We start from the raw sequence: 22,965 nt of genomic DNA, 5'->3' as shown, positions 1-22,965 counted from the left end.
AAGATACGAAACGGCAAAATGATTTTGTAGTGATAATGAAAAGGAGATTGGCAGATGGAACAAAATAGAAAGAGGGTCACTGCGCCGCGAATCGCGGCGGCCCTCAGCGCCTTGCTGGCAGGAGCAGCTCTCTATACGGTAAGCGGCTCTGAGCGTCAGGGAATCCAGGTAAAGGAATATGCAGAGGCGGCAGAGGCGGCGGACAGTACAATTATGGTTTATATGAACGGAAGTGACCTGGAGGGGGATTACGGCGCCGCCACAGCGGACCTTTGGGAAATGATGGATGCATTGAAGGTGATGGAGCAGGAAGGAAAATCACCTTCCCTCCATGTAGTGGTTGAGGCAGGCGGTTCCACCCGGTGGGAGCTGGATGAAATGGATGGCGTACCCTATGCCAGATTTCCCCTGACAGGGGATGGAATATCATCCATGGAATCCATGGAAATCAGGAATATGGGGGATGCGGATACACTGACGGATTTTATCAACTACGGTGTCCGGTCTTATCCGGCCAATCATTATGGGTTGATTCTGTGGAATCATGGAGGCGGTCCGGTGGGAGGATACGGAAGCGACAGCCATTTTGACGGGGATGGGCTCTCACTGGAGGAGATAAGGGAGGCTTTGGGCCATTCAGTTATGGCAGACAGTGCCTTTGACTTTGTGGCGTTTGACGCCTGTCTTATGGGAAGTGCGGAGACTGCCGGCTGTCTGGATGGATATGCCGATTATGTTATTGCATCTCCGGAGCTGGAACCCCAGCATGGATATGATTACAGATGGATGACGGCTCTGGGAGACAGCCTGCCGCCTGATATGGAATGGGGAGAGGCGGTGGGCCGGTCCATGGTGGAGGCATATGGTGCCTGCTATGCCTCGGGCACTGCGCCTGTTGCAATGAGCCTTTTGGATATGAAGGAATATCCGGCATTTCATGAGGTATTTCATCAATATGTGGACGGGATACCGGAGAAACTGCGGGAAGAGCTGTACGGAGAACTGGGAAGGGACAGAATGAAAATGCTGGCATTTGGCAGCAGGCAGGCGGGCGGTTCTCCGGAGCTGGTGGATGTGCTGGAATTCCTGAATGCCTGCCAGAGGGTATATCCGGATGAAAATGCCTTTCAGACATTGAAGAATCGGATGAGGAGGCTTGTGGCGGAACAGTGGGCTAAAGGCTATCCCGTGAATCCAAGCGGTCTGACTATATACCTGCCAAGCGGCTCCAATCCCTATCTGAGTGAGGAACTGGAAACGTATGACACCACGGGATTCTGCAGTGCCTACAGGCGGCTGACAGACGGATATGCAGCGTATCTGGCCCGGGAAAGCGGAGTGGAATGGGGAAATATTAGTGCGCATAAGGACGGCACCGTGGAAATCAGCATAGCCCCTGAGGATGCTTCTGATGTGACAGGAGCGTATTTGGCTGTGTTCTGTCCTGCGGGGGATGATGAATATTATTACCTTCTCTGTACAGACAGTGATGTGGATATTGGCGTGGACGGAACCCTGCGGGCAGCGCCGGAGGACAGCTATATGGGGATGAAGGGACAGGTACTTTGTCTCATTGAGACCATGAATCTGGATGCATACACGGAATATATGGCCCCGGTGCTCTATAACGGGGAGTTGTGCACCATGCGGATAGGGTTTGACGAGGAGCATGAAGACGGGCAGATTCTTTCCGTGACACCGGCAGGCCAGACCTCTGAAGCTGCAAAGCAGATTTATGAGTTAAAGGAGGGGGACCGGGTGACTCCGCTTTATCTGGTTGAGCGTATGGAGGATGTGGGGGAGGCTCCCGGTAATACTGGTAATGCTGCAGGCCAAATCATGGAGGACAGGTACTACACGGACAGCTACTATATGGGAACTGAATTTTATATAGAGGAACCGGATGATATGCTGTTAGAGGCAGTGCCTGCATCCGGGGACGGGTATCTTTACGGCTTCATGCTGATGGATGTGCGGCAGAATATTTACTATACGGATTTTATCGGCATGGGGACAGAAGATAACGGTTCGTGAACAGAGAGAGGAGAAAATGAATCATGAGTAAGACAAGCAGGGAACTGATTGAATTCTGCAAGGGAAAGCTGGGCACGCCATATGTGTTCGGCATGAAGGGGCAGATCCTGACGGAAGCGCTGCTGCAACAGCTGGCAGCGGAGAATCCCAAGGTCTACACATCCCAGTACATAACTAAGGCGCGCAGTTTCATGGGAAAGCATTGTACGGATTGTTCCGGCCTGATTACATGGTGTACCGGCATATTGAGGGGAAGCGCCAATTATAGGGAGACTGCCCGGGAGGTGAAACCCATAGGGACATTGAATGAATCAATGACAGGCTGGGCCCTTTGGAAACCAGGACACATCGGGGTGTATATTGGAAATGGGAAATGCATCGAGGCTAAGGGAATCAATTATGGTACGGTGGAGACAAGAGCGCAGGACACGCCCTGGGTCAGTGTGCTGAAACTCAAGGATATTGATTATTCAGCTCAGGTATGCGAATCACCGGTCCCATCACCCCATCCCACAGGATGGGTCAAGGAAGATGGAGGGGTCCGTTTTTATCTGGAACCGGAACGGTATGTGTCCAATGACTGGTATCAGGACAAAGGGCAGTGGTTCTGGTTTGACGGTTCGGGGCATGCCGTGCGGGATAACTGGTATTTTTATAAAGATAACTGGTACTATTTTGGGCCGGACTTTGCAATGGTTAAGGGTATTCAGCTTATCAAAGGAAAGCCGTATTACTTTAACCGGAATGGACAGATGGCAAGGTTTGGTACACGTTTTATGGTACAGGTGGACAAAAACGGCGTTCTGCATTTTCCGGAGGAAGAATCCGTGGAGAATTCCGTTATCGCGGGAAGAATCTGGGGGGAAAATGAAACGGGTATGGAACTGGAAAATATAGCGCCTGACAAAACAGAAGGAAAAACACCTGCTCTGGCCGCATACGAGGACAGTGAATATACGGGAGGGACGGTGCCGCCGCCGGACACGAAAACAGGAACCACGTAGGTTGCAGACAGTAAAGTGGAACAAAGCGGCAGGAAAGGTACCGGAGGGACTTACCAGACGGCGGATGATGGAACGGCAGTTATTTTTATCCTGACAGGGGACAGAAGGACGGCCACTCGTGTGGCCGCAGAGAAATGACAATTAAAGTTTATAAGGGTATGGAAAGAAAGGGCAGAGGTGAGATTCTCTGCCCTTTCAATGTGCTTCGGGCAGTCTCTTCACTGTCGCCTTTCCATCATCCGCCTCCCCTTTCCGCGCGCGCATGGCTTGGATGCCCGCGGAAATAATCGGACAAATCATGCCTGTAGCTGCGGGAGCAGCAGCACGAAATTCCGCCTGTAAAGGAAAGGATGCCCGGATTTGGTTCAAAGGACCGGACATTTGACAGATTGGCAATGGTGGACGCCCGGACCTGACGAAAAGGCGGCCCCAGCTTTTCTGACAATTCTTTTATACCGGAACGGAACGTATATACCCCGTCTGAGCAGTGTATATTGCACATATGAGTCCCTTTTACGGTTTCTATATAATAAATACTGGAAAGGGGAAGCCGGGCTTCCTGTCTGCTGCCGTGCACGATTAGAAATCCGTCTGCGGAATTCACACGGCGGTTCAGGTAGGTCAGGATATTCAGGCAGGAGCGCTCTAAATTGTCATGGACAGGATGGATATAACCTGCAATGCCGCGCACGGAGCGGCTGTTGACCAGGCGGGCCGCGGTGCTGTAATCACTGCTCACCACGCAGACCATGATTTGACTGCTGTATGTTGTAAGCCTGTCCAGGACATCTGTCCAGTCAGGCCGGCTGTCGCTGTCAAAGAACATGAGCCACAGCTGCCCGGGAGAGCCGGCCGCTTCCCTGAGGAGTTCTTCCGGCGCCAGGCTTCTGAAGGCATATAGCTCCATGCCTCTCAGATGCCGGCCGGAGATGGCCGAGTCCGCGGCTGCGTAAAGTTGTCTGAAAAGCTGATTATGTTCAGTTGATATAACAATATTCAAACCAGATTCCTCCTTTGTTCCGGGTAAAAGCAATTATTAGGTGGTTACAAGATTCATCCGATAAACAGAACGTATGTTCTGACAAAAACGGATAGGAAGGGCCGTCCAGAGCCAACAGGTATGTGTATAGGTACCTGAATGTCAGCGCGGGCGGCCCTTTGGCCAAAATGCCTGTGAGAATCTGTGCAGCACCTTTCCTTCAGCCCATGAGGCTCCGCAGCTTACGGAGAATTTTTCCATGGCGGTAATGAAGGGTGGTTACAGGAACTCCGGTTTCCCTGGAAATCTGGCGCAGGGACTGGTCGTAACAGTAAATACGGCGTATGATATCCTTCTCTTTGGGCTCCAGGTCCTTCATGGCCTCAAGGAGAAGGGAGTGCTCCAGGGATTCTTCTGCCTGCTCATCCACAGGCTTGGAGCGGGTGTCCTGAAACAGATCACAGCCGTTTAAATCTTCTGTATCCAGTGCATTGTAATAAAATGTCTTGTTATGAATATCTGATTCCCGGAAATACCGCTCCTTCCTCTCTCCTTTGCAGTATAATTTATAAATCTCTTCTGAGACATATACATTCCGGTTATCAATGCGTATATAATATTGCATATTTTTCCACCTCTCATGTGGAAATTGGAATATGTGATGTATTTTAAAGATATCACTGAGGGGGGATTTTGTCAAGAAAAATAAGAACATATGTTCGGTTCGGCGGATGAATGGTATAGAGCGATAAAGAAAAACAGGATTTTGTGGAGAGGAAGCATGTGATGTACTTTCTGTTGAATATTATTTTTTGCAGTGCTAAAGTAGATGGTAAAGAGGTTGTTCCATGCCCGGATATGCCCAGGCATAGCTGACAGGAATGAATGTTCAGGCGCACCGCGGTATGTCAGGGAAAAAAACGGGAATAATCTACGAAAATCCAAGGAGGAGGTAAAGACAATGGGACATCTTACAACCCGTGACGCATACCGGAACCTGGGAGACCGTATCAACTGGTTTACCCAGGGAGCCCCGGCCTCTGAGACACTGTATAAGATACTGCAGGTTCTCTATTCTGAAAAGGAGGCTAAATGGGTGGCGCTGCTGCCGGTTCGCCCGTTTACTATAAAAAAGGCGGCAAAGATATGGGGCACATCGGAGTATAAGGCGGAAAAGCTGCTGGACCACCTGTGCGGCAAGGCATTGCTGGTGGACTCCTGGGACAAGGGTGTGCGGAAATTCGTGATGCCCCCGCCAATGGCCGGATTCATTGAATTTGCTTTGATGAGGACCAGAGGAGATATTGACCAAAAGTATCTCAGTGAATTGTATTACCAGTATATGAATGTGGAGGAGGATTTCATCAAGGACTTGTTTTATGCCACGGAGACAAAGCTGGGCCGCGTGTTCGTCCAGGAGTCGGTTCTGACCAATGACAGGATGAACCACATTCTGGATTACGAGCGGGCGACCCACATCGTGGAAGAGGCAGAATATATCGGTCTGGGGCTCTGTTACTGCCGTCATAAAATGTTCCACGCAGGCCACCCCTGCGAGATTAACGCTCCCTGGGATGTGTGCCTGACCTTTGACAATGTGGCGCGTTCCCTGGCCCAGCATGGGGATTACTGTAAACTTATCTCCAAGGAGGAGGCACTGGATGCACTGGAGCGCTCTTATGCCAGCAATCTGGTACAGATAGGGGAAAATGTGCGGGAGCACCCGGCTTTTATCTGCAACTGCTGCGGGTGCTGCTGTGAGGCCCTTCAGGCTGCCAGGCGGTTCAGCCCCATGCAGCCGGTGGCTACCACGAATTATATTCCTGATATTTCCGGGGACCAATGCGTTGGCTGCGGAAAGTGCGCAAAGGTCTGTCCGGTATTGGCCATTTCCATGGAGGATGGAGGGAACGGAAAAAAGCGTGCCGCGGTGGATAAGGATATTTGTCTTGGCTGCGGTGTATGCGCCAGGAACTGCGGCGTCAAGGCGATTCATATGGAGCGCAGGCCGGAGCAGATCATTACTCCGGTGAACAGCACCCACAGATTTGTTCTTCAGGCCATTGAGAAGGGAACACTGGCAAATCTGGTGTTTGATAACCAGGCCTTTTCCAACCACAGGGCCATGGCCGCTCTGTTCAGTGCTATCCTGGAGCTGCCGCCTCTTAAGCAGGCCATGGCCAGCAAACAGTTCAAGTCTGTTTATCTGGACCGGCTGTTGGCGGCGAAACGGGAGAAGGGGTGAACGGGGAGGCCGGTTTAAAATGTATCAATAAGAATTATAGCCTAAAATCCCGTCCAAATTATACACATATTTAGGGGGTCAACCCATATAGCTCATAAATGTCTTTTTGAAATGGGGTAAGCTCAGTGGTGTATTTTTTTCGTGTTCCATTTATACTAACACTGCGGACAGTTTTCATTTCGCTTATTACTTTTTGAAGGTCATGATTTTTAAACCATCCAGCCGCATTCATCACCTGCTTTAACCGGGTTGTGATCAGGAGTGCTATAAACTGTATGAAAATCCTGCCTTCCATGGCTGCCGCCGAATGGATACGTAAACGCTTCATGTCAAGATCATTTTTGAGGTCATCGAAACATTTTTCAACAGCATCCTTGTCGCGATACACCTCAAGAGCTTTCGTCTTATCCTTGATGTGATTGCTTACAAGCACGAACCAGCCGATATGGTTCCTTTTATGCCTGCTGATGGCTTCCTCGTTGTAATCCACCCTGATGCCCCTTACAGGTGTTTTGTGAACCTGAAAAAACTTATTGTAATACGAGGCATGCTCCTTTACGTGTCTGCCAGCCATAAGTTCTTCATAACAGCAGTGCAGGATATGGTCAAAATTCCGTTCGTCTGTCGCCGCCTTGAAACTATCATGGTAGACGTGGATATAGAATCGATGCCCTTTCCACGTGGAAGATTCCGTGACCGCGTACAGTTCGTCCCCAAAGACTGCACAGTAATTGTGATGTGAACGGATGCTATCCCTGTAGCGTTCTACTGCCTTGCAAGCGAAACCGACCGTAAAAGGCACTCCGACCAGGAACTTCTTATGACTGGCATACATTGCGTCAAGGTTCGGTTCACTATAAAAGCCTTTATCCATGACAAAATGACAGGCCGGACTGTCCAAAACGGATATATTCGCTATGCTGTCCTCCAGGGTGTTCACATCCTTTATGCTGCCGGGAATAATCCTGTAATACAGCGGCATATGGGAAGTGACGCCGGTGAGCATAAGGAGGTTGATCTGGGGCAGTTTTTCCCCATCACGGTTGTATCCCCAACGGACAAAGTCAATCAATTCGCTGTAGGAGGATACACTGGTGATGTCCATTGCATAGACATCTTTCTGGCGGTTTACATCAATCCACCTGCTGAAAAAGTTCTGCTGCAGCGCAGGCGTGAGCCTTACAAGGAGTTCACTCACCCGCCGGCTTGCAAGCAGAGAACGGCATGGTGGCGGATACATCCGCTGCCACTGTTCAATATGACATAATGCCCCGCCTTCGCTGACAAGGTAATACGCGCACGTCAATATGCGTTTCCAGTCGTCTGGAAAAACTGCGGTGAGCGGTACTGTCAGTCCTATGTCTGAAACAGCTTTATCCAAAAGGGACTGTATGCCGGTGTTTTCAACAACACAGCGGCCAGCAGGTTCTTTCGTTTCAGCCTTTTTGCGGGCAATATCGCCTTTCCTGCGGTTGGGAACCACTTCGCCTGTTGCTGGATCCAGATGCCCGATGCTCTTGCGAATATGTTTGACCTTTTTGGTTTCCTTATCATAAACAGAAACGTTGCTATATACATAGATTTTACCATTTGGATTTTTGACATAAACCAATGACGACATGGCGCGGCTCCTTCAAATATGTGTATAATATTTCTTCTTATATTATATAATTTATACACATATTTGTAAAGAGAGAATGCTTAAAAACCTAGTATTTTCAATGGATTCACAACATCAGGGAGCTGGTTGTGTATAATTTTTTCGGGAGATTAGGTTATAGGAAAGACGGAAAGGGAAGCGTAAATCTACAGCCCTTTCCGTCTTTTGCTGAAATGTTTTTAAAACTGAACAAAAATCTACAATTAACTCTTGACGAAACCGTTTTCATGAGTTAATATGTACATAACAACACAAGAAACCGTTTTCATAGGAGGGGAGGTTAAGATTTCATATGGATTCATTGTTTTCTCTTGCGGGTAAAAGGGCAGTGATTACAGGCTGTGCAACAGGCATCGGTAAAGGAATGGCAGCCGGACTTGCCAGAGCAGGAGCAGATATCATTGCACTGGATATTGGGGATTTGGAAGATACCAGAAGGGCGGTTGAAAATCTGGGGCGGGAGTGCCGGTGTTACAAAGTGGATTTGTCAGTTTCTTCGGATGTGGATGAGGTGTGGATACGTCTTTTGAAAGATGCCGGTCATGTGGATATCCTGTGTAATAATGCGGGTATGCAGTTTCGGAAGAATGCATTTGAATATCCGGAGGAGATGTTTGATAAGGTGATTGCCGTAAATCTGAAGGCGCCTATAAGGACATCATTGACCAGATTGTAGAAGCAGGAAAGTAAAGGACTGGCATATAGGAGACTGAAGATGCTGAAAGGAATAAAGAAGGTATTAATTGATATTTTCAATCTGTTTTACAAGGTTATATATGGCTATGCCAGGTGGGTCCTGGCAGTTGTAATTGTAATCATATGCGCCCAGGTATTCTGCAGGAACATACTGCGGACCAATATCCGCTGGAACCAGGAGGTGGCGCTGCTGCTTACAATTTGGATGGCGTTCCTGGGCATTGCTATTGGTGCGGAAAAGAACCTGCATATTGGCGTGGAGCTGTTTTATGATAAGTTTCCGGTAAAGATTAGGAATGTAATGGATGTGCTGAACCGGATTATTACGCTGCTGGTAGGTGCTTTTTTCACGGTCTATGGGGTCAGAATGGTGCTGTCCACCATGGATTCACGGCTTCCGGTAACAAAATGGCCGTCATCGCTGATGTATATTATGATTCCGGTCAGCGGCATTGCCATTATCTATTTTACGGTCCTGGACATTATGGGCCTGAAAGAATACAAGAAAACCGATGATGCCGGTAAGTTTAACAGAGAGGAGGAGGAAAAAGAATGAATCCAAATATAGCTATCGCAATCCTTCTCACAACCTTTGTGCTGCTTATTATGATTAAATGCCCCATTACCTTTTCAATGATTATATCCACAGCCTTCACCATGCTGTATATCCAGGTGCCTGTTATGACTCTGGTGCAGCAGATGTCCAAACAGCTTAACTCATTTTCACTGCTGGCAATCCCTTTCTTTATTCTTATGGGGGAAATTATGGCTGCAGGCGGTATATCCAGCCGCCTGCTGGCCTTCGCAAATGTATGCGTGGGGCAGATAACCGGGGGTCTGGCGCATGTAAATGTACTCGCATCCATGCTGTTTGGCGGCATTTCCGGTTCTGCCATTGCCGATGTGTCATCCCTGGGTGCGCTGGAAATACCCATGATGGAGGAGGCGGGATATGAAAAGGATTTCTCCATAGCAGTTACCGTGGCCAGCTCCTGTCAGGGGTTAATCATCCCGCCCAGCCATAACATGGTGCTGTACTCCATGGTGGCAGGAGGAGTATCTGTGGGAAGCCTGTTCTGCGCAGGCTATATCCCGGGCATCATGTTGGGAGTTTTCATTATGGTCATGTGTTATATCATTTCCAAGAAGAAGCATTATCCCAAAGGAAAAAAGCTGCCTTTTAAGGAAGCCCTCAGGGTTACCAAGGATACGTTCTTCGCCATGCTTGCAATGGTCATCATCATCGGCGGCGTATCAGCGGGATTTTTCACTGCCACGGAATCAGCGGCAGTCTCCTGCATTTACTGTTTGTTTGTAGGATTTTTCATATACAGGGAGCTTCATTTTAAGGATATACCCGTCGTGCTGGGAAATACCATTAAAACCCTTTCCATGGTATATGCGCTCATAGCCGCGGCAGGCGCGTTCGGATGGGTGATGGCATACCTGAATGTGCCGACCCTGGCCACAAACCTGCTCCTTGGCATCAGCGATAATAAGATTGTGGTACTGCTTCTGATCAACCTGATTCTGCTCTTGCTGGGATGCGTCATGGATTTGGCACCTCTGGTACTCATCATGGCTCCGATTCTGCTTCCGGTTGTGACAAAGTTCGGAATGAGTCCCATCCAGTTTGGGGTCATGATGATGCTGAATCTGGGAATCGGACTGTGTACGCCGCCGGTAGGAACAGCATTGTTTACAGGATGTGCCATTGGCAATATGAAAATTGAGAAAGTTTCAAAGGCCATGCTGCCGTTATATATTCCTATGCTCATTACATTGCTGCTTGTGACATTCATTCCGGCGTTGACGATGACGCTGCCTGAACTGATTATGAAATAGGGGGTAATGAAAATGAAGACAGCACTTGTAACAGGAGCAAGCAGGGGTATTGGTTTGGCCATTGCGCGGGAACTGGGGATAAACGGTTATCATGTTGCTGTCATGGCTACACGCGATGAATCCTTTTACCCGGAAAGTACCAAAATACTCCTGGAAGCGGGCATCTCCTATGCCTGGTATGCCGGTGACATAGGAAAGTCTGAGGACAGGATCCGTATTGTCCGGGAGGCAGCAGAGAAGTTCGGGGAAATCCATGTGCTTGTCAACAATGCAGGGGTGGCACCGAAAGTAAGGGCTGATTTGTTGGAGATGACAGAGGAGAGCTTTGACTATGTAATGGGGAGCAATACAAAAGGAAACATGTTCATGACACAGGCGGCGGCACGGCAGATGATGAAACAGCCTGTGTATGGAGGCAAGCGTGGGACAATTATCAACATTTCATCCTGCTCATCCCAGGTATCTTCCGTTAACAGAGGAGAGTATTGTGTTTCAAAGGCGGGAATCTCCATGCTTACCAAGCTGTTTGCGGACAGACTGGCTCCTGAGGGTATATTTGTATATGAGATAAGGCCCGGAGTCATCCGTACCGATATGACCAGCCAGGTGGAAGAAAAGTATACGGAACTTATCAGGCAGGGGATGTTTCCCATTGCAAGGTGGGGTGTTCCGGAGGATGTGGCAAAGGCGGTCAGGGCGTTTTGCTCCGATGATTTCTGCTACACGACAGGCAATTACATAGATGTGGATGGAGGGTTCCACATCCAACGCTTATAGGATGTGGTTTCAGCATATGGATATTAACAGGATACCTTTTTATCAATACAATACAATTATAGTCGGAACCGGGGCAGCCGGTCTTAATGCAGCCGTAACTCTTCATAAGCTGGGGCAGAAAAATATTGCCCTGATTACGGAGGGACGGTACATGGGAACGTCCAGGAATACGGGTTCAGACAAACAGACCTATTATAAACTGACCCAGTGCGGCAGTGAGCCAGACAGTGTACGGAAAATGGCAAAGACCCTGTTTGATGGGGGATGTGTGGATGGAGATATTGCCATGGCTGAGGCGGCCGGCTCTCTCAGGGCATTTTACCACCTGGTGGATATTGGAGTTCCTTTCCCTTTTAATAAGAGCGGGGAATATGTGGGGTACAAGACGGATCATGACCCGCTTAAGAGAGGTATTTCCGCAGGACCGCTGACATCCAAATACATGACCGAATGCCTGGAACGCCAGGCAGAGGAACGGGGAATCCCATTCTTTGACGGCTATCAGGCCGTGCGCCTGCTTACAGAGGAGAAGAACGGCGAAAAGTGGGCAGCAGGTATCATTGCCCTGAATAAACGGAAGGCCGCCTCAGCGGATGAACGGTATGCCGTATTTTCAGCAGTTAACATTATATGGGCCACCGGCGGGGAAGCAGGGATGTATCAGGCCAGTGTATACCCTGTCAGCCAGACCGGAGGAATGGGGATACTGCTGGAAGCGGGAGCCGTGGCAAAGAATCTGACGGAGTCCCAGTTCGGAATTGCATCTGTAAAGCACAGGTGGAATCTGTCAGGAACATTCCAGCAGTGCCTGCCCCGCTATATATCCGCGGAGCAGGACGGAAGCCATGAAAGGGAATTCCTGAATGACTATTTTGATACGCCCGGACAGCTTCTGACCGCAATCTTCTTAAAGGGGTATCAGTGGCCCTTCGACCCCAGAAAGGTTGAAGGACAGGGGTCGTCTCTCATCGACCTGCTTGTTTATCAGGAGACAGTCCTAAAGGGCAGACGGGTCTTTCTGGATTTCATGCACAACCCGTCCCCGATGATGGAAGGAGGAAATATCTCATTCCGGTATCTGACAGGTGAGGGCAGGGAATATCTTGAAAATTCCAGGGCACTTTTGGATACGCCCTATAAACGGCTGAAACATATGAATCCGTCGGCCATTGAAGTTTACGGCAGCCATCACATTGATTTGTCGGTAGAGTATCTGGAAATAGCTGTGTGCGCCCAGCATAACAACGGAGGAATTGGAGGAAACCAGTGGTGGGAGAGCAATATCAGGCACCTTTTTACGGTAGGTGAGGTGAATGGCTCCCATGGCATATACCGGCCGGGAGGAAGCGCGCTGAACGCGGGGCAGGTAGGCGCCATACGTGCCAGCCAGTATATTGCGAAGCGATATGGGGGAGAACCCTGCGGCAGGGAACAGTTCTTCGGCATCCATGCGAAAGAGGTGGAAGAGGAGACTGCCTTTGGAGAACGCGTCCTGCATGGTTCTGAAGGCTGTTTCACGGATGTGGCTGCCCATCGAAGGTTACTGGGAATCAGGATGACCAAATATGGGGCATGCATCCGATCAGAGGAAGGGATACGGACAGCTCTTGAGGAAAATCTGAAACAGAGGGAACAGCTGGAGCAGAAGGTCATGATTAAGGGACCGGAAGTGCTTAAGGATTTGTATAAACTGAAGCATCTTCTTATAAGCCAGTTTGTGTATTTAGAGGCCCTGAAGGATTATGACGCCAGAGTGGGCATCAGCAGAGGTTCCTATCTGGTATATAATGCCCAGGGACAAGTACCTAACCCGCATTTGGACGAACGGTTCAGGAACAGGACTGAGGAGACGGATACAACCGTACTCCAGGAGATTTATTATGAGGCAGACAGGAAAGCCTGCCGAGTATCCTGGAGACCGGTCAGACCCCTTCCCAGCGAGGAAATCTGGTTTGAAAATGTCTGGAAAGATTACCGTGAAGATGGTATTATAAGGTAAAAGACGGTTAAAGGAGAATACCAATGGTAGGAATTCGTGATGTTGCAAAATATGCAGGGGTTTCTCCCAGCACAGTATCCAGAGCACTGTCAGGCGTGGCATTTGTAGAGCCAGAGACAAAAGAGAAAGTGATGAAAGCTGTCAGTGATTTGAATTATAAGCCCAATCTGGCGGCCAGGAGCCTGAAAAAAGGAGGCAGCAAGCTGATTGGCCTCATCATACCGGATATCATGAATCCATATTATCCGGAGGTAGTAAAATATATGGAGGCATGCGCTACAAAGGCAGGATATTCCCTGATTCTGTGTGATGCACTGGGAGATGTGAAAAAGGAGAAGGAATATTTTAAAACCCTTAAATATCTGTTTGTAGACGGCATACTGTATATTGCATCCACAGAGGATGTAGAACATGTGAAACCATACATAGGGGAGATTCCCATGGTGATTGTAAACCGTACCTTTGATGTGGATACCCCCTGTATTAATATTGACAATGCTGATGCAGCTTACCAGGCGGTGAAGTGCCTGACAGACAATGGACACAGAAAGATTGCCCTTTATATTAATGATAAGGAACGTCAATATAACCGGGAACGTCTGTCAGGGGCCCTCAAAGCCCTTGGGGAGTGCGGGATAGAAGACTACGAAAAGTATATTGTCCGCGATGTGGAATCCGAGGACGACGCCTACTATAAAACCCTTGAATTAATGCGCCATAAGGAACGGCCCACAGGCGTATTCATGTTCAATGATTTTATGGCTTACGGCGTGTACAGGGGAATTACCAAAAGCGGGTTAAGGATACCGGATGATATATCCGTGGTTGGGTTTGATGATATTCCTCAGGTGAAATATCTGGATCCCCCTCTGACTACGCTGCGTCATTCCCTGGCAGATACGGCAGGAATCATATTTGAACAGCTGATGGAGCAGATTAAGACGCAGACCTGTGCGCATAAGAGCCAGACTTATTTTAAAGGCAGGCTCATTGAACGGGAGTCTGTGAAGAATCTGATTTCTTAGAGTGTGTCTGAAAGCGATTTTCAGTCACGTTCCAGACAATCTGGAGGAATAAAATGGAAAAAGTAAATATATGGGACATAGAGGGAACCGAATTTCCGGCCGGCAGACGCACCAGGGTAATCCTGGGCCAGAATGGCGCCATGGAGGGCAGCAAATTCTGCCAGGGCTATGTGGTGGTGTATAGAGGCGGCGGTATACCGGAGCACGACCATGAGACTGTGGAGTCCTACACGATTCTTAAAGGGCATGGGGAGATGGAGGTAGACGGCGAGAAACAGCCGGTAAAGGAAGGCGACTGTATTTTTATTCCAAGTAATCTAAAACATTCTCTGTATAACACAGGGGAAGAGGAACTGCACATGATGTTTGTGTATGCTCCCGGTATTGTGGTGGACCACTGGGCCAAGGAGCAGAGCGGGGAGATAAAATAATACGGGTAAGAATAGTTGAATCCGAGAGTATGAAAGTTTTTCTGTAAATAGCTATCAGGCAATAGGTCTTCTATGGTAAAATCTATTATCATAAGGAGACCTATTATGATGTTGGGGTCAAAAGCCCAACTATAGCACCTTGAAAAGTTCATATATTTTGTAGTATGCACAAGCATAATACACGCATTTGCTGTATAATAGAGATAGCTTACGAAAGAAGGTATTCTCTATGTCATTCAAGGAAAACACTTACCAACAGCTGTCTCTTACAGACAGTTTTTCCGTTTTAACATCCAGGGAACAAAAAGCATTGGAAAAATCCTGGGCAAAGGTTTATGAACAGAACATCCACAGCGACAGCCTGTTTATCCGTGAACATCTTGAGCGGATGGATGTGCAGGAAGCGTCTGACCTGAATGCAATGGTGGTAAATGCCAGCCATATGAAAGCTGTTCCGGGTCGGAAAACTGATGTAAAGGATGCGGAATGGATTGCTGATCTTCTGCAGCACGGATTGCTCCAGCCAAGCTATATCCCTGATAAAGATCAGCGCGAACTACGTGAACTTGTACGTTACCGCAAAAGCCCTGTTGGGGAACGTACCAGGGAGCTGAACAGTCTCCAGAAGATGCTGGAAGGCGCCAATATCAAGCTTTCCGGTAGGATGAGGATCTGGGGCTGAATATTACAACCAGTTCAATAAGGAAAAACCGACGATAAAAGCAAGGATAGGAGGCGTCTTATGATACATCCAGACAAGATAGGAATGGAAGCCAAGAAAAGAGAAGATGAGAATTACAAATTCCGTAGTTTCTTGAAGGGACATGCGGATGAAGAGGAACTGGATAAACAATTTCTGAGATTGCATAAAGAATTGTTTGCTGATTATGATTGCAATAAGTGTAGGAATTGTTGTAAAATGTATAAGGGTAGTATTCCGGAAGAGGATGTTGAAAAAGATGCGGAATATTTGGGTATTACAGTTGAGCAATTCATAGATTTCTTTTTGGAAAAAGAAGCGTGCGGTATTGGATATCATACAAAGCATATGCCCTGTGATTTTTTACAGGAAGATGGCAACTGTAAATTAGGGGATTGCAAACCGGATAGCTGCAAGAAGTATCCATATACAGACCAGCCGGAACGGTTATGTAGCTTGCTTGGCATGTTGGACACTGTCGCCATATGCCCGGTAGCTTTTGAGATATTTGAAAGACTGAAACAGGAGTACGGATTCAGAAGGAGATAGACACATGAGAAAAGAAGCGTTGTTAGAACAATGGAAACAGTTGTATGAAGTAGCAACCCGTATAAAAGAATTGAAACCATGGGAAAAGCTTTGGGATATGGATTTGATTGCTGTCAGAAGTGGCGCTAAGGAGGACACTGTATTTTATAGTATACTTGGTCGGGGCGGAGACTGTTATGGTATAGCTGTTTATGAGGGCTATGAAGGTCTTAACAGTTTTCTGATGCTTCCAATGCAGCAGAGTATGAATCTGAAACCGGAATATGCCATGTTTAATCAGAAAAATCTTACATGCTATTGGGGAAATCGCGAGGAACTAACCGGTAAGCAGAGAAAGCTTATCAAAGACTTAGGTTACTCATACCGCGGTAAAAATCAGTGGCTTTACTTTCTGTCTTTTGAGCCTGGATATTATCCATATAATATGGATGAATCTGAGGTGCTTCGGATGAGCACTTATCTTCAGGATTTAGAATTGGCATTGCGTTATTATAACGAGACCGATATTAAAGTTGATTTTGAACATGGGAATATGTTTCTATTTTCATTTGGAAAAGACAAAAAGACATGGAATTTTGGTGAGGCACCTTTACCATTTACATCATTTCAATTTGGCAATTTGCTTATCACAGATGAGGAATTGCTTTCAGACCTTGCGAAAGCTCCTAAATGTGATGCCGTTTTAGAGGCGGATGTATCAGTACTGGGTGTATCTGTTGCGGATAAGAAATATGAACGTCCCGGGAATCCGGCATTGTCATTGTTGGGAGATGCAAATACAGGAACAATCATCAAATTTGAAATGTTAGAACCGGATGATGATCCGATTGTAATGTTAGCAGAAATCCTGATAGGTTTTATATTCCAATTTGGATCACCAAAGGAGATAAGAGTATCGAATATAATTGTGGAAGCGGGATTAGAGCAGATATGTGATGTGTGTAAAATCAAGCTCCGCAGAGTAAAAAGATTGCGGGGGTTGGATGAATTTATGTTAGGAATGCAACGATTCGGACTGTAGCAATGGAAAGGAGGTCTTTGTCATGCCTGCAAATGAAATCGAAGAAAAAATCAATTTGTAAAGATTTGGTGGGAATGACTGCGAATGCCTATAAGGCAATACGGTCAACAAAACAGTGGCTTTTGGATCATAGGACTTTAGTTCACTGTCATACCAGGCACTTACTATTAGACTACACAGATTGCCACGTAAGCCAAAGAAGGGAGGCCCCGCCATGATCGTCAGTGCCAGCAGAAGGACAGATATCCCCGCGTTTTATTCAGACTGGTTTTTCAGACGGCTGGAGGAAGGGTACCTGTATGTAAAGAATCCCATGAATCCCAGGCAGGTCAGCAAGATTCTTCTGAGTCCGGATACAGTGGACTGCTTTGTGTTCTGGACAAAGGACCCGGGCCCTATGATGGAGAGGCTTTCTGTTCTGGACCGGCTGGGGTATCCTTATTATTTCCAATTCACCTTGACACCCTATGGGACGGATGTGGAACCGGGACTTCCCCATAAGAATGAGCTGGTGAGGACCTTTGGTGAGCTGTCCTGCAGGCTGGGGCCTGAGCGGGTCATATGGAGGTATGATCCGGTGCTTCTCAGTCCGTCCTATACCAGGGAATACCATTTCCAATGGTTTTCCCGGCTGTGCGGCAGCCTGGAAGGGTACACCCATACCTGTGTTATCAGTTTCCTGGATATGTACCGGAAAATAAAAGGCCGGATGGAACAGATTCAGCCCAGTACAATGACAGGGGAGGATATAGTATCCCTGGCATCCTTCATGGGTCCGGAGGCAGAAAGGCATGGCATGACCATAAGGACATGTTCAGAGGCAGGGGATTTGTCCGGATTCCATATTCAGAAGGGAAAATGCATAGATGACCAGCTGATTGCCGGATTGCTGGGCCGGCTTTTGGCGGTAAGGAAGGACCCTGCCCAGAGGGAGGAATGCGGTTGTGTCAAGAGCGTGGATATCGGCGCTTACAACACCTGTTCCCATTTCTGCAGGTATTGTTATGCGAATTTCAGTCCGGCTCAGGTGGAAGCCAACCGCAGGATGCATGACCCGGAATCGCCGCTTCTGTGCGGCCGGCTGACAGGGGAGGAACGGATTACGGAGCGGGAGATGAAGTCAGCCGTCCGCCCTGCTGACGACGGCCAGATGCGCCTTGGGTTTCACGATGCGGAATTGATGCAGCTGACAGGAAAGCCAGGGCGGATAATCTGATTACGGATAAGCCGAAGAAAATCATGGAGGACTGACACACTGCCGCTGCCTTTGGTATAGATTTTCCATTTAAGACCATACTTTCCATATAGAAGCAGGAACGGAGGAGATGGTATGAGACTGCCAAAACACATCGGAATCATCCCGGATGGAAACCGGAGATGGGCCAAAGGCCAGGGAATGGATAAATCAGAGGGGTATGTACACGGAATCTCACCCGGAATGTCCCTGTACCGTATGTGCCGGGAACTGGGCATTGGCGAAATGTCCTTTTATGGTTTTACGGCAGATAACACAAAGCGGCCCTCGGTCCAGAGACAGGCATTTACCAGGGCCTGCGTGGCAGCGGTAGAGGAGCTGGCAAAGGAAGACGCCAGCCTGCTTGTGCTGGGAAATACAAAATCCCCCATGTTTCCCCAAGAGCTTCTTCCCTTTACCGCCAGACATGATTTTGGAAAAGGCGGAATGAAGATTAACTTTCTGGTGAATTACAGCTGGGAGTGGGATTTGGGATATAAGGATGGAGCCATAGGGCCGGGGCTTAAGACGTCTGAGGTTTCCAGAATCGACCTGATTATACGGTGGGGAGGAAGGCGGCGTCTTTCTGGTTTTCTGCCTGTGCAGTCCGTTTACTCTGATTTCTATGTGGTGGATGACTACTGGCCGGACTTTAGGAGGGAACATGTGGAAGATGCCCTTAAGTGGTATGCGGCCCAGGATATTACCCTGGGAGGATGATTTTTGACAAATTTCAACGAGTAATCGCCTTTTTTCAACATTTTAACAGAAATAATACCAGGGGGGTGTAAAATACTAGAGATTAAAATTGCAGTACGGGGACAGGTGCATGATACAGATAGCAATATGTGATGATGACTTTCAGGTGTGCAGCCAGCTGGAGGACTATATCAGACGATGGAAAGAGGGACGCAGGCTGGAGGTGGAGATATTCAACACCGGTAAGGAGTTTGAGGAAGCACTTAAGGAACGGCATTATGATTTGATTTTTCTGGACATTGTGATGAGGGACAGGAGCGGAATTGAACTGGGCAGGTTCATACGGGAGGAGCTGGGCAATGATGCGAGCATGATTGTCTATATGTCGGCTTACGGGGATGAATATGCGCTGGATTTATTCCAGTTCCAGCCCTTTCATTTTTTAAAGAAGCCAATCAGGCCCGAGGACTTCCAGAATGTATTTTATAAAGCTTGCGAAAAGATAGAGGGTGATGCCGGAATCTTTGAATTCAAATCAAGCCGGACCGTTTACAGAATACCTTTAAAAGACATCCTCTATTTTGAAGGTGATAACCGGCGGGTAAAGATTGTGACTGCCGGCCATACATATCATTGCTATTCCACCTTAGAAAATTTGTTTTCCAAAATCAATATGGAGCAGGCTGGTTTCATACGGCTGCATAAGTCCTATGCCGTAAATCTCAGATATGTGGCAACCTTCAGCGTACGCATGGTGACTCTGTTTGACGGTTCGGAATTTACGGTCAGCGCGCCCTTTAAGGAGAATGCGCTGAGGCGCTATGAGGGGTATATTTCAAAGACAGGGATGGGACCGGGAGATAAGTCCGGGGAATAAAAAAAGAGAAACAGACGTACAAATACAAGGCAGGCGCCCGAAGGAAATAAAACACCTTCAGACGCCTGCCTTTTATGGACCGTTGGGAACAGGCTTAGGGAGTTTCGTAGATTCCCCTGATGATTCTTACGGTCTTGTCCATTCCAAGCTTGCTGATGTTTAAGAGCATCTGGTGGGACTCAATGCTGCCCCATTTGCGTTTGGTGTAGTTTTCATAATAGTTTTTGCGCCGGCGGTCCGTGGACTTGATGGCGTTGACAGCATCCCTCTCTGAAAAACTGTAGCGATCCATAATCCGGCGCACCCGGTCTTCCATATCGGCATAGATAAATACGTCTATCAGGTCAGGATAGCTGCGATGCACGTAATCGCCGCAGCGGCCCACGATGATGCAGGGACCCTTTTGGGCCAGGGCTTCTATAATAATGGTCTGGGTGACATAAGTGCTGTCATTCAGAGACAATCCATACCCGGTCACGGAATTAGGCTCCTTGGGAATCTGATAGACGGCCAGGAAGGAGGACAGTGCGGACTCGTCTGCCTTTTCAACGCTTACAGGAGAATGTCCCATCCGTTCGGCGGCCATCTCCACCAGATTCCGGTCATAGAGAGGAATCCCCAGCTGCTCTGACAGCCTTTGGGCGGCTTCATGGCCTCCGCTGCCGAACTGGCGGGCTATAGTGATAATCTTATGGCTCATAGTTCCACTCCTTTCCAACCTTAAAAGTATAAATGTGCACAAAACATCTCTTATATATACTATTATAACGCACTATTTGCACAAAAGATATATAAAATTGGAAATTTATATGTTTTTCAGATTTGGCTTTTTCGGATTTGCAGCCAGCTATTCTTCCTGTCCCTTTTCCGGCACGGTGGTCTGCGACATATCGGCGGCAGCGGCCTCACTGCAAGCTGCCTCGGTTTGTTCCGTTTCCACTGTTCCCTCCATGGATTTCTCCGATGGCTGCCGGTCCCGGCAGCCCCCGCAGGCGGAGATTTTGTCCTGGCCGGATTCCCGTTTTTCATGCATCAGTTCCCATATGGTATCGTGCATCCATTTCACCGTATCGCTGAGAATCTTGTTCTCTATATCCAGGTTCATGATTACGTTGTTCATTTCAGCAATGATTTCCCGGCTGTTGTAGCGCTTGTGGGGTTCGGTCAGCCGGGTGATTAGGGACGGATTGGTCTTCAGGATTTCCCTGGAGAGAAATTCGTCACGCTCATCACAGGACATCCGCATGAATTCCGTGTAATGCATCCTGACCATGTACATGGCTTCCTGAGCGCCGCATTTTGGGCACTGAGGATGACGGGATGTCTGATAGTAGGCATAGTGTCCGCATTTGGGGCAATAAAAAACAGCAAGTTCTCTCATAATATCCTCTCCTGATCAATACTTATTAATATATATAGCGTTTCAAATCGCAAAATATAACACTTTTTTCCGCGATTTTTGTAAATTCGTCAGATTGGACAAAAAAACGGCAGACTAATTGGTTAGTCTGCCGTGGACCGCCGGTGAAACGAACGGATGAAGGGGCGGTCTTATGGTTGCTGTGTGCGTGTTACTGGGCGGTGTTCTGAGACTGGATGACACCTTCTGTGTTTACGGTCCATACTTTGTCATTCTCATCCATGAAATCCTTGTAGCCGCTGCCAAGCTCAGGCATAGCGTTTGATTTGGAGGAAGATGTGGCCTTCTGTACGGCGCCGTTGCTGTTTACAAGATACTGATTGCCATTTAACTCTACAGGCGCAAAGCGCAGGTCCTTGTCGGCTTCCTGACGCAGGCCGTATACATACAGCACATTGTCCTTGATGCCGTGGAAGCCCTGGCCCTTTCTGGAGCCGTCTGTGTGGAAATACCAGTTCTGTGTCTCGCCTAAGTCCTCATCGAAGATGACCTGCTTGCCGGTCTTCATGACGCCCTCTTCATCAAAGTAGAAGTTAGCCACGTTTCCGTCCTCCAGGTTTACCACCTTCTTGCCGGTCTGCATTTCACCCTTTGTGTTAAAAGCATATTTTCCGGAGTCAATGGTGAACAGTTCAAGGCCTTTTTCTGCATGGTACGGTTTGCCGTTCTTGAAGTAGAAACGGTAAAGTTCAGCTTCCTCGCTGAGGCCTTCCACGCCTTCGATGGTTCTCCATCCGGAAGCGCGCTTTCCGTCCTCATCGTAGTACTGATAGCCGGCTGCGGTCTGCTCAGCCGCTGGCGCTGCCTCGGAAGGGGTTGCTGTCTGGGCCTCGCCGGACTCTGCTGCTGCCTGGACAGGAAGCTTGTACCAGCCTGTCTGCATGCGGCCGTCCACAAAGGTGTAGTACTGGCCGTCAATCTTTTTGTCAACTTCATTTTCAATACGCTTGCCCGTATTGTCGAAGTAGTACCATGATTCAACGTATTCCGGATCATCGGTTTCATCTGCCATAAGAATCCAGCCGGTCTTCCTGCTGCCGTCCTCGCCAAGATAGTAGTTGTAACCATCTACGGTGATGGAGCCGGTCTGCATGATGCCGTCCTCGTTGAAATAGTACCAGCTTCCGTCTATGGAAGCCCATCTGGAGGTCAGGGCCTTGCCGTCCCTTCCATAATAGTAGTACAGGAATTCAGGAGCATCGTCCTCATCCCAGAAATCTTCATTTTCCACGGAAACCCACTTCATGCTGACGCGTTTTCCGTCTTCTCCTACGTAATACTCATCAATCTGTCTGTCTGCGGCGCGGATTCCGTCTGAATCCAGGTAGTACCAGTCATCGCCATTCTTCTTCCAGGTATCGGTGATTGCCTCGCCGTAAGAATCATAGTAATACCAGTTGCCGTTTTCCTCTGTCCAGCCCACGTTTTTTGCGTAAGCAGTGGAAGCGGTGCCGATGAAGTTAGGGGTTACTGCTGCCATGAACATGGCAGTGGATAATACAGCCAGAACTTTGATCTGTTTTTTCATAATAATGAATCTCTCCTTTTTGATATGTGTGTTTGTCTGTGGCCGAAAATCCGGTGTTGCATTACGTGGTTTATTATAACGGACATGAATGTGTATTGATAGTGATGGTTGCTGGAAGTTATGGAAGGCACTGGAGGGGGGCCCCTACAGCCATTTCAGAATCCATTGTAAGAGAAAATATAGTATTATTTTAAGGCGTTTTATGCTATACTCTCCATAGTTGATAGACCGGAAGGGGGACC

The 22,965-nt window shown here is 48.1% G+C and carries 20 protein-coding genes and 2 pseudogenes; 16 read left to right on the top strand and 6 right to left on the bottom strand.

What is annotated here, in order from left to right:
- Positions 1-54: 54 nt before the first annotated feature.
- Complete coding sequence (locus LA360_RS15115) at positions 55-2,034, top strand: clostripain-related cysteine peptidase (RefSeq protein WP_112482140.1); 1,980 nt, start codon at positions 55-57, stop codon at positions 2,032-2,034.
- A 23-nt stretch (positions 2,035-2,057) separates the two neighbouring features.
- On the top strand, positions 2,058-3,038 hold the full coding sequence (locus LA360_RS15110; protein WP_022202168.1) for a hypothetical protein: 981 nt from the start codon (positions 2,058-2,060) through the stop codon (positions 3,036-3,038).
- A gap of 235 nt (positions 3,039-3,273) precedes the next feature.
- Here the strand turns inward: LA360_RS15110 and LA360_RS15105 are convergent, their stop codons facing one another.
- Both LA360_RS15105 and LA360_RS15100 read right to left on the bottom strand, forming a co-directional pair.
- Positions 3,274-4,038: a LytTR family DNA-binding domain-containing protein gene (locus LA360_RS15105; protein WP_022202169.1), complete on the bottom strand. Its 765-nt coding sequence runs from the start codon at positions 4,036-4,038 to the stop codon at positions 3,274-3,276.
- Positions 4,039-4,237: 199 nt separating this feature from the next.
- Entirely contained in the window at positions 4,238-4,642 is a 405-nt protein-coding gene (locus LA360_RS15100; protein WP_022202170.1) for a sigma-70 family RNA polymerase sigma factor, read from the bottom strand.
- Positions 4,643-4,978: 336 nt separating this feature from the next.
- Between LA360_RS15100 and LA360_RS15095 the strand changes: the two genes are divergently transcribed.
- Complete coding sequence (locus LA360_RS15095) at positions 4,979-6,262, top strand: 4Fe-4S dicluster domain-containing protein (protein WP_112482138.1); 1,284 nt, start codon at positions 4,979-4,981, stop codon at positions 6,260-6,262.
- 70 nt (positions 6,263-6,332) lie between these two features.
- On the opposite strand, the gene LA360_RS15090 is transcribed toward LA360_RS15095, so the two are convergent.
- A complete protein-coding gene (locus LA360_RS15090) occupies positions 6,333-7,883 on the bottom strand; it encodes an IS1634 family transposase (protein WP_112482136.1) in 1,551 nt (516 codons plus the stop codon).
- Positions 7,884-8,214: 331 nt separating this feature from the next.
- Here LA360_RS15090 and LA360_RS15085 point away from each other — a divergent pair.
- The 13 genes and pseudogenes from LA360_RS15085 to LA360_RS15025 form a co-directional block, all read left to right on the top strand.
- Positions 8,215-8,583, top strand: a pseudogene (locus LA360_RS15085) (SDR family NAD(P)-dependent oxidoreductase); the annotation flags it as partial.
- Positions 8,584-8,637: 54 nt separating this feature from the next.
- Entirely contained in the window at positions 8,638-9,174 is a 537-nt protein-coding gene (locus LA360_RS15080; RefSeq protein ID WP_022202173.1) for a TRAP transporter small permease, read from the top strand.
- A complete protein-coding gene (locus LA360_RS15075; RefSeq protein WP_112482135.1) occupies positions 9,171-10,463 on the top strand; it encodes a TRAP transporter large permease in 1,293 nt (430 codons plus the stop codon). Before LA360_RS15080 ends, LA360_RS15075 begins: the two co-directional genes overlap by 4 nt.
- Positions 10,464-10,475: 12 nt before the next feature.
- Complete coding sequence (locus tag LA360_RS15070) at positions 10,476-11,240, top strand: 3-ketoacyl-ACP reductase (RefSeq protein WP_112482133.1); 765 nt, start codon at positions 10,476-10,478, stop codon at positions 11,238-11,240.
- 16 nt (positions 11,241-11,256) lie between these two features.
- The gene (locus LA360_RS15065; RefSeq protein ID WP_112482262.1) at positions 11,257-13,239 is read left to right on the top strand and encodes an FAD-binding protein; all 1,983 of its coding nucleotides are present in this window, start codon (positions 11,257-11,259) and stop codon (positions 13,237-13,239) included.
- A 23-nt stretch (positions 13,240-13,262) separates the two neighbouring features.
- Entirely contained in the window at positions 13,263-14,264 is a 1,002-nt protein-coding gene (locus LA360_RS15060) for a LacI family DNA-binding transcriptional regulator (RefSeq protein ID WP_112482131.1), read from the top strand.
- Between the two features lie 53 nt (positions 14,265-14,317).
- Complete coding sequence (locus tag LA360_RS15055) at positions 14,318-14,695, top strand: cupin domain-containing protein (protein ID WP_002594522.1); 378 nt, start codon at positions 14,318-14,320, stop codon at positions 14,693-14,695.
- A 391-nt stretch (positions 14,696-15,086) separates the two neighbouring features.
- Positions 15,087-15,356 (top strand): annotated as a pseudogene (locus LA360_RS32145) (IS110 family transposase); the annotation flags it as partial.
- Positions 15,357-15,437: 81 nt separating this feature from the next.
- Positions 15,438-15,944 carry a YkgJ family cysteine cluster protein gene (locus LA360_RS15045; RefSeq protein WP_022202179.1) on the top strand — a complete coding sequence of 169 codons (507 nt, stop codon included), beginning with the start codon at positions 15,438-15,440 and terminating at the stop codon, positions 15,942-15,944.
- Between the two features lie 4 nt (positions 15,945-15,948).
- Positions 15,949-16,965, top strand: a complete 1,017-nt coding sequence (locus LA360_RS15040) for a DUF7309 domain-containing protein (RefSeq protein WP_112482129.1) — start codon at positions 15,949-15,951, stop codon at positions 16,963-16,965.
- A 214-nt stretch (positions 16,966-17,179) separates the two neighbouring features.
- Positions 17,180-18,181 (top strand): DUF1848 domain-containing protein, encoded by a 1,002-nt coding sequence (locus tag LA360_RS15035; RefSeq protein ID WP_057571768.1) that lies wholly within the window; start codon positions 17,180-17,182, stop codon positions 18,179-18,181.
- Positions 18,182-18,295: 114 nt separating this feature from the next.
- The gene (locus LA360_RS15030) at positions 18,296-18,919 is read left to right on the top strand and encodes an undecaprenyl diphosphate synthase family protein (protein ID WP_002587348.1); all 624 of its coding nucleotides are present in this window, start codon (positions 18,296-18,298) and stop codon (positions 18,917-18,919) included.
- A gap of 109 nt (positions 18,920-19,028) precedes the next feature.
- On the top strand, positions 19,029-19,775 hold the full coding sequence (locus tag LA360_RS15025; RefSeq protein ID WP_022202182.1) for a LytR/AlgR family response regulator transcription factor: 747 nt from the start codon (positions 19,029-19,031) through the stop codon (positions 19,773-19,775).
- Between the two features lie 94 nt (positions 19,776-19,869).
- Here the strand turns inward: LA360_RS15025 and LA360_RS15020 are convergent, their stop codons facing one another.
- The 3 genes from LA360_RS15020 to LA360_RS15010 all read right to left on the bottom strand — a co-directional run bounded on the left by LA360_RS15020 (position 19,870) and on the right by LA360_RS15010 (position 22,723).
- Positions 19,870-20,475 carry a cytidylate kinase-like family protein gene (locus LA360_RS15020; protein WP_089776531.1) on the bottom strand — a complete coding sequence of 202 codons (606 nt, stop codon included), beginning with the start codon at positions 20,473-20,475 and terminating at the stop codon, positions 19,870-19,872.
- Positions 20,476-20,622: 147 nt separating this feature from the next.
- On the bottom strand, positions 20,623-21,156 hold the full coding sequence (locus LA360_RS15015) for a hypothetical protein (RefSeq protein ID WP_022202184.1): 534 nt from the start codon (positions 21,154-21,156) through the stop codon (positions 20,623-20,625).
- Positions 21,157-21,346: 190 nt separating this feature from the next.
- Positions 21,347-22,723, bottom strand: a complete 1,377-nt coding sequence (locus LA360_RS15010) for a PspC-like choline-binding domain-containing protein (RefSeq protein WP_057571766.1) — start codon at positions 22,721-22,723, stop codon at positions 21,347-21,349.
- Positions 22,724-22,965: the final 242 nt, after the last annotated feature.

Source organism: Enterocloster clostridioformis, from assembly GCF_020297485.1.
GTDB classification, from domain to species: domain Bacteria; phylum Bacillota; class Clostridia; order Lachnospirales; family Lachnospiraceae; genus Enterocloster; species Enterocloster clostridioformis.
This window is presented reverse-complemented; position numbering and strand designations above follow the sequence as displayed.

Bases quoted from the DNA above. Each gene is read 5' to 3' on its own strand.
- LA360_RS15010 (WP_057571766.1), bottom strand. From the start codon at position 22,723: ATGAAAAAACAGATCAAAGTTCTGGCTGTATTATCCACTGCCATGTTC.
- LA360_RS15075 (WP_112482135.1), top strand. From the start codon at position 9,171: ATGAATCCAAATATAGCTATCGCAATCCTTCTCACAACCTTTGTGCTG.
- LA360_RS15115 (WP_112482140.1), top strand. From the start codon at position 55: ATGGAACAAAATAGAAAGAGGGTCACTGCGCCGCGAATCGCGGCGGCC.
- LA360_RS15025 (WP_022202182.1), top strand. From the start codon at position 19,029: ATGATACAGATAGCAATATGTGATGATGACTTTCAGGTGTGCAGCCAG.
- LA360_RS15100 (WP_022202170.1), bottom strand. From the start codon at position 4,642: ATGCAATATTATATACGCATTGATAACCGGAATGTATATGTCTCAGAA.
- LA360_RS15030 (WP_002587348.1), top strand. From the start codon at position 18,296: ATGAGACTGCCAAAACACATCGGAATCATCCCGGATGGAAACCGGAGA.
- LA360_RS15080 (WP_022202173.1), top strand. From the start codon at position 8,638: ATGCTGAAAGGAATAAAGAAGGTATTAATTGATATTTTCAATCTGTTT.
- LA360_RS15015 (WP_022202184.1), bottom strand. From the start codon at position 21,156: ATGAGAGAACTTGCTGTTTTTTATTGCCCCAAATGCGGACACTATGCC.
- LA360_RS15040 (WP_112482129.1), top strand. From the start codon at position 15,949: ATGAGAAAAGAAGCGTTGTTAGAACAATGGAAACAGTTGTATGAAGTA.
- LA360_RS15070 (WP_112482133.1), top strand. From the start codon at position 10,476: ATGAAGACAGCACTTGTAACAGGAGCAAGCAGGGGTATTGGTTTGGCC.
- LA360_RS15035 (WP_057571768.1), top strand. From the start codon at position 17,180: ATGATCGTCAGTGCCAGCAGAAGGACAGATATCCCCGCGTTTTATTCA.
- LA360_RS15020 (WP_089776531.1), bottom strand. From the start codon at position 20,475: ATGAGCCATAAGATTATCACTATAGCCCGCCAGTTCGGCAGCGGAGGC.
- LA360_RS15095 (WP_112482138.1), top strand. From the start codon at position 4,979: ATGGGACATCTTACAACCCGTGACGCATACCGGAACCTGGGAGACCGT.
- LA360_RS15110 (WP_022202168.1), top strand. From the start codon at position 2,058: ATGAGTAAGACAAGCAGGGAACTGATTGAATTCTGCAAGGGAAAGCTG.
- LA360_RS15065 (WP_112482262.1), top strand. From the start codon at position 11,257: ATGGATATTAACAGGATACCTTTTTATCAATACAATACAATTATAGTC.
- LA360_RS15055 (WP_002594522.1), top strand. From the start codon at position 14,318: ATGGAAAAAGTAAATATATGGGACATAGAGGGAACCGAATTTCCGGCC.
- LA360_RS15060 (WP_112482131.1), top strand. From the start codon at position 13,263: ATGGTAGGAATTCGTGATGTTGCAAAATATGCAGGGGTTTCTCCCAGC.
- LA360_RS15045 (WP_022202179.1), top strand. From the start codon at position 15,438: ATGATACATCCAGACAAGATAGGAATGGAAGCCAAGAAAAGAGAAGAT.
- LA360_RS15090 (WP_112482136.1), bottom strand. From the start codon at position 7,883: ATGTCGTCATTGGTTTATGTCAAAAATCCAAATGGTAAAATCTATGTA.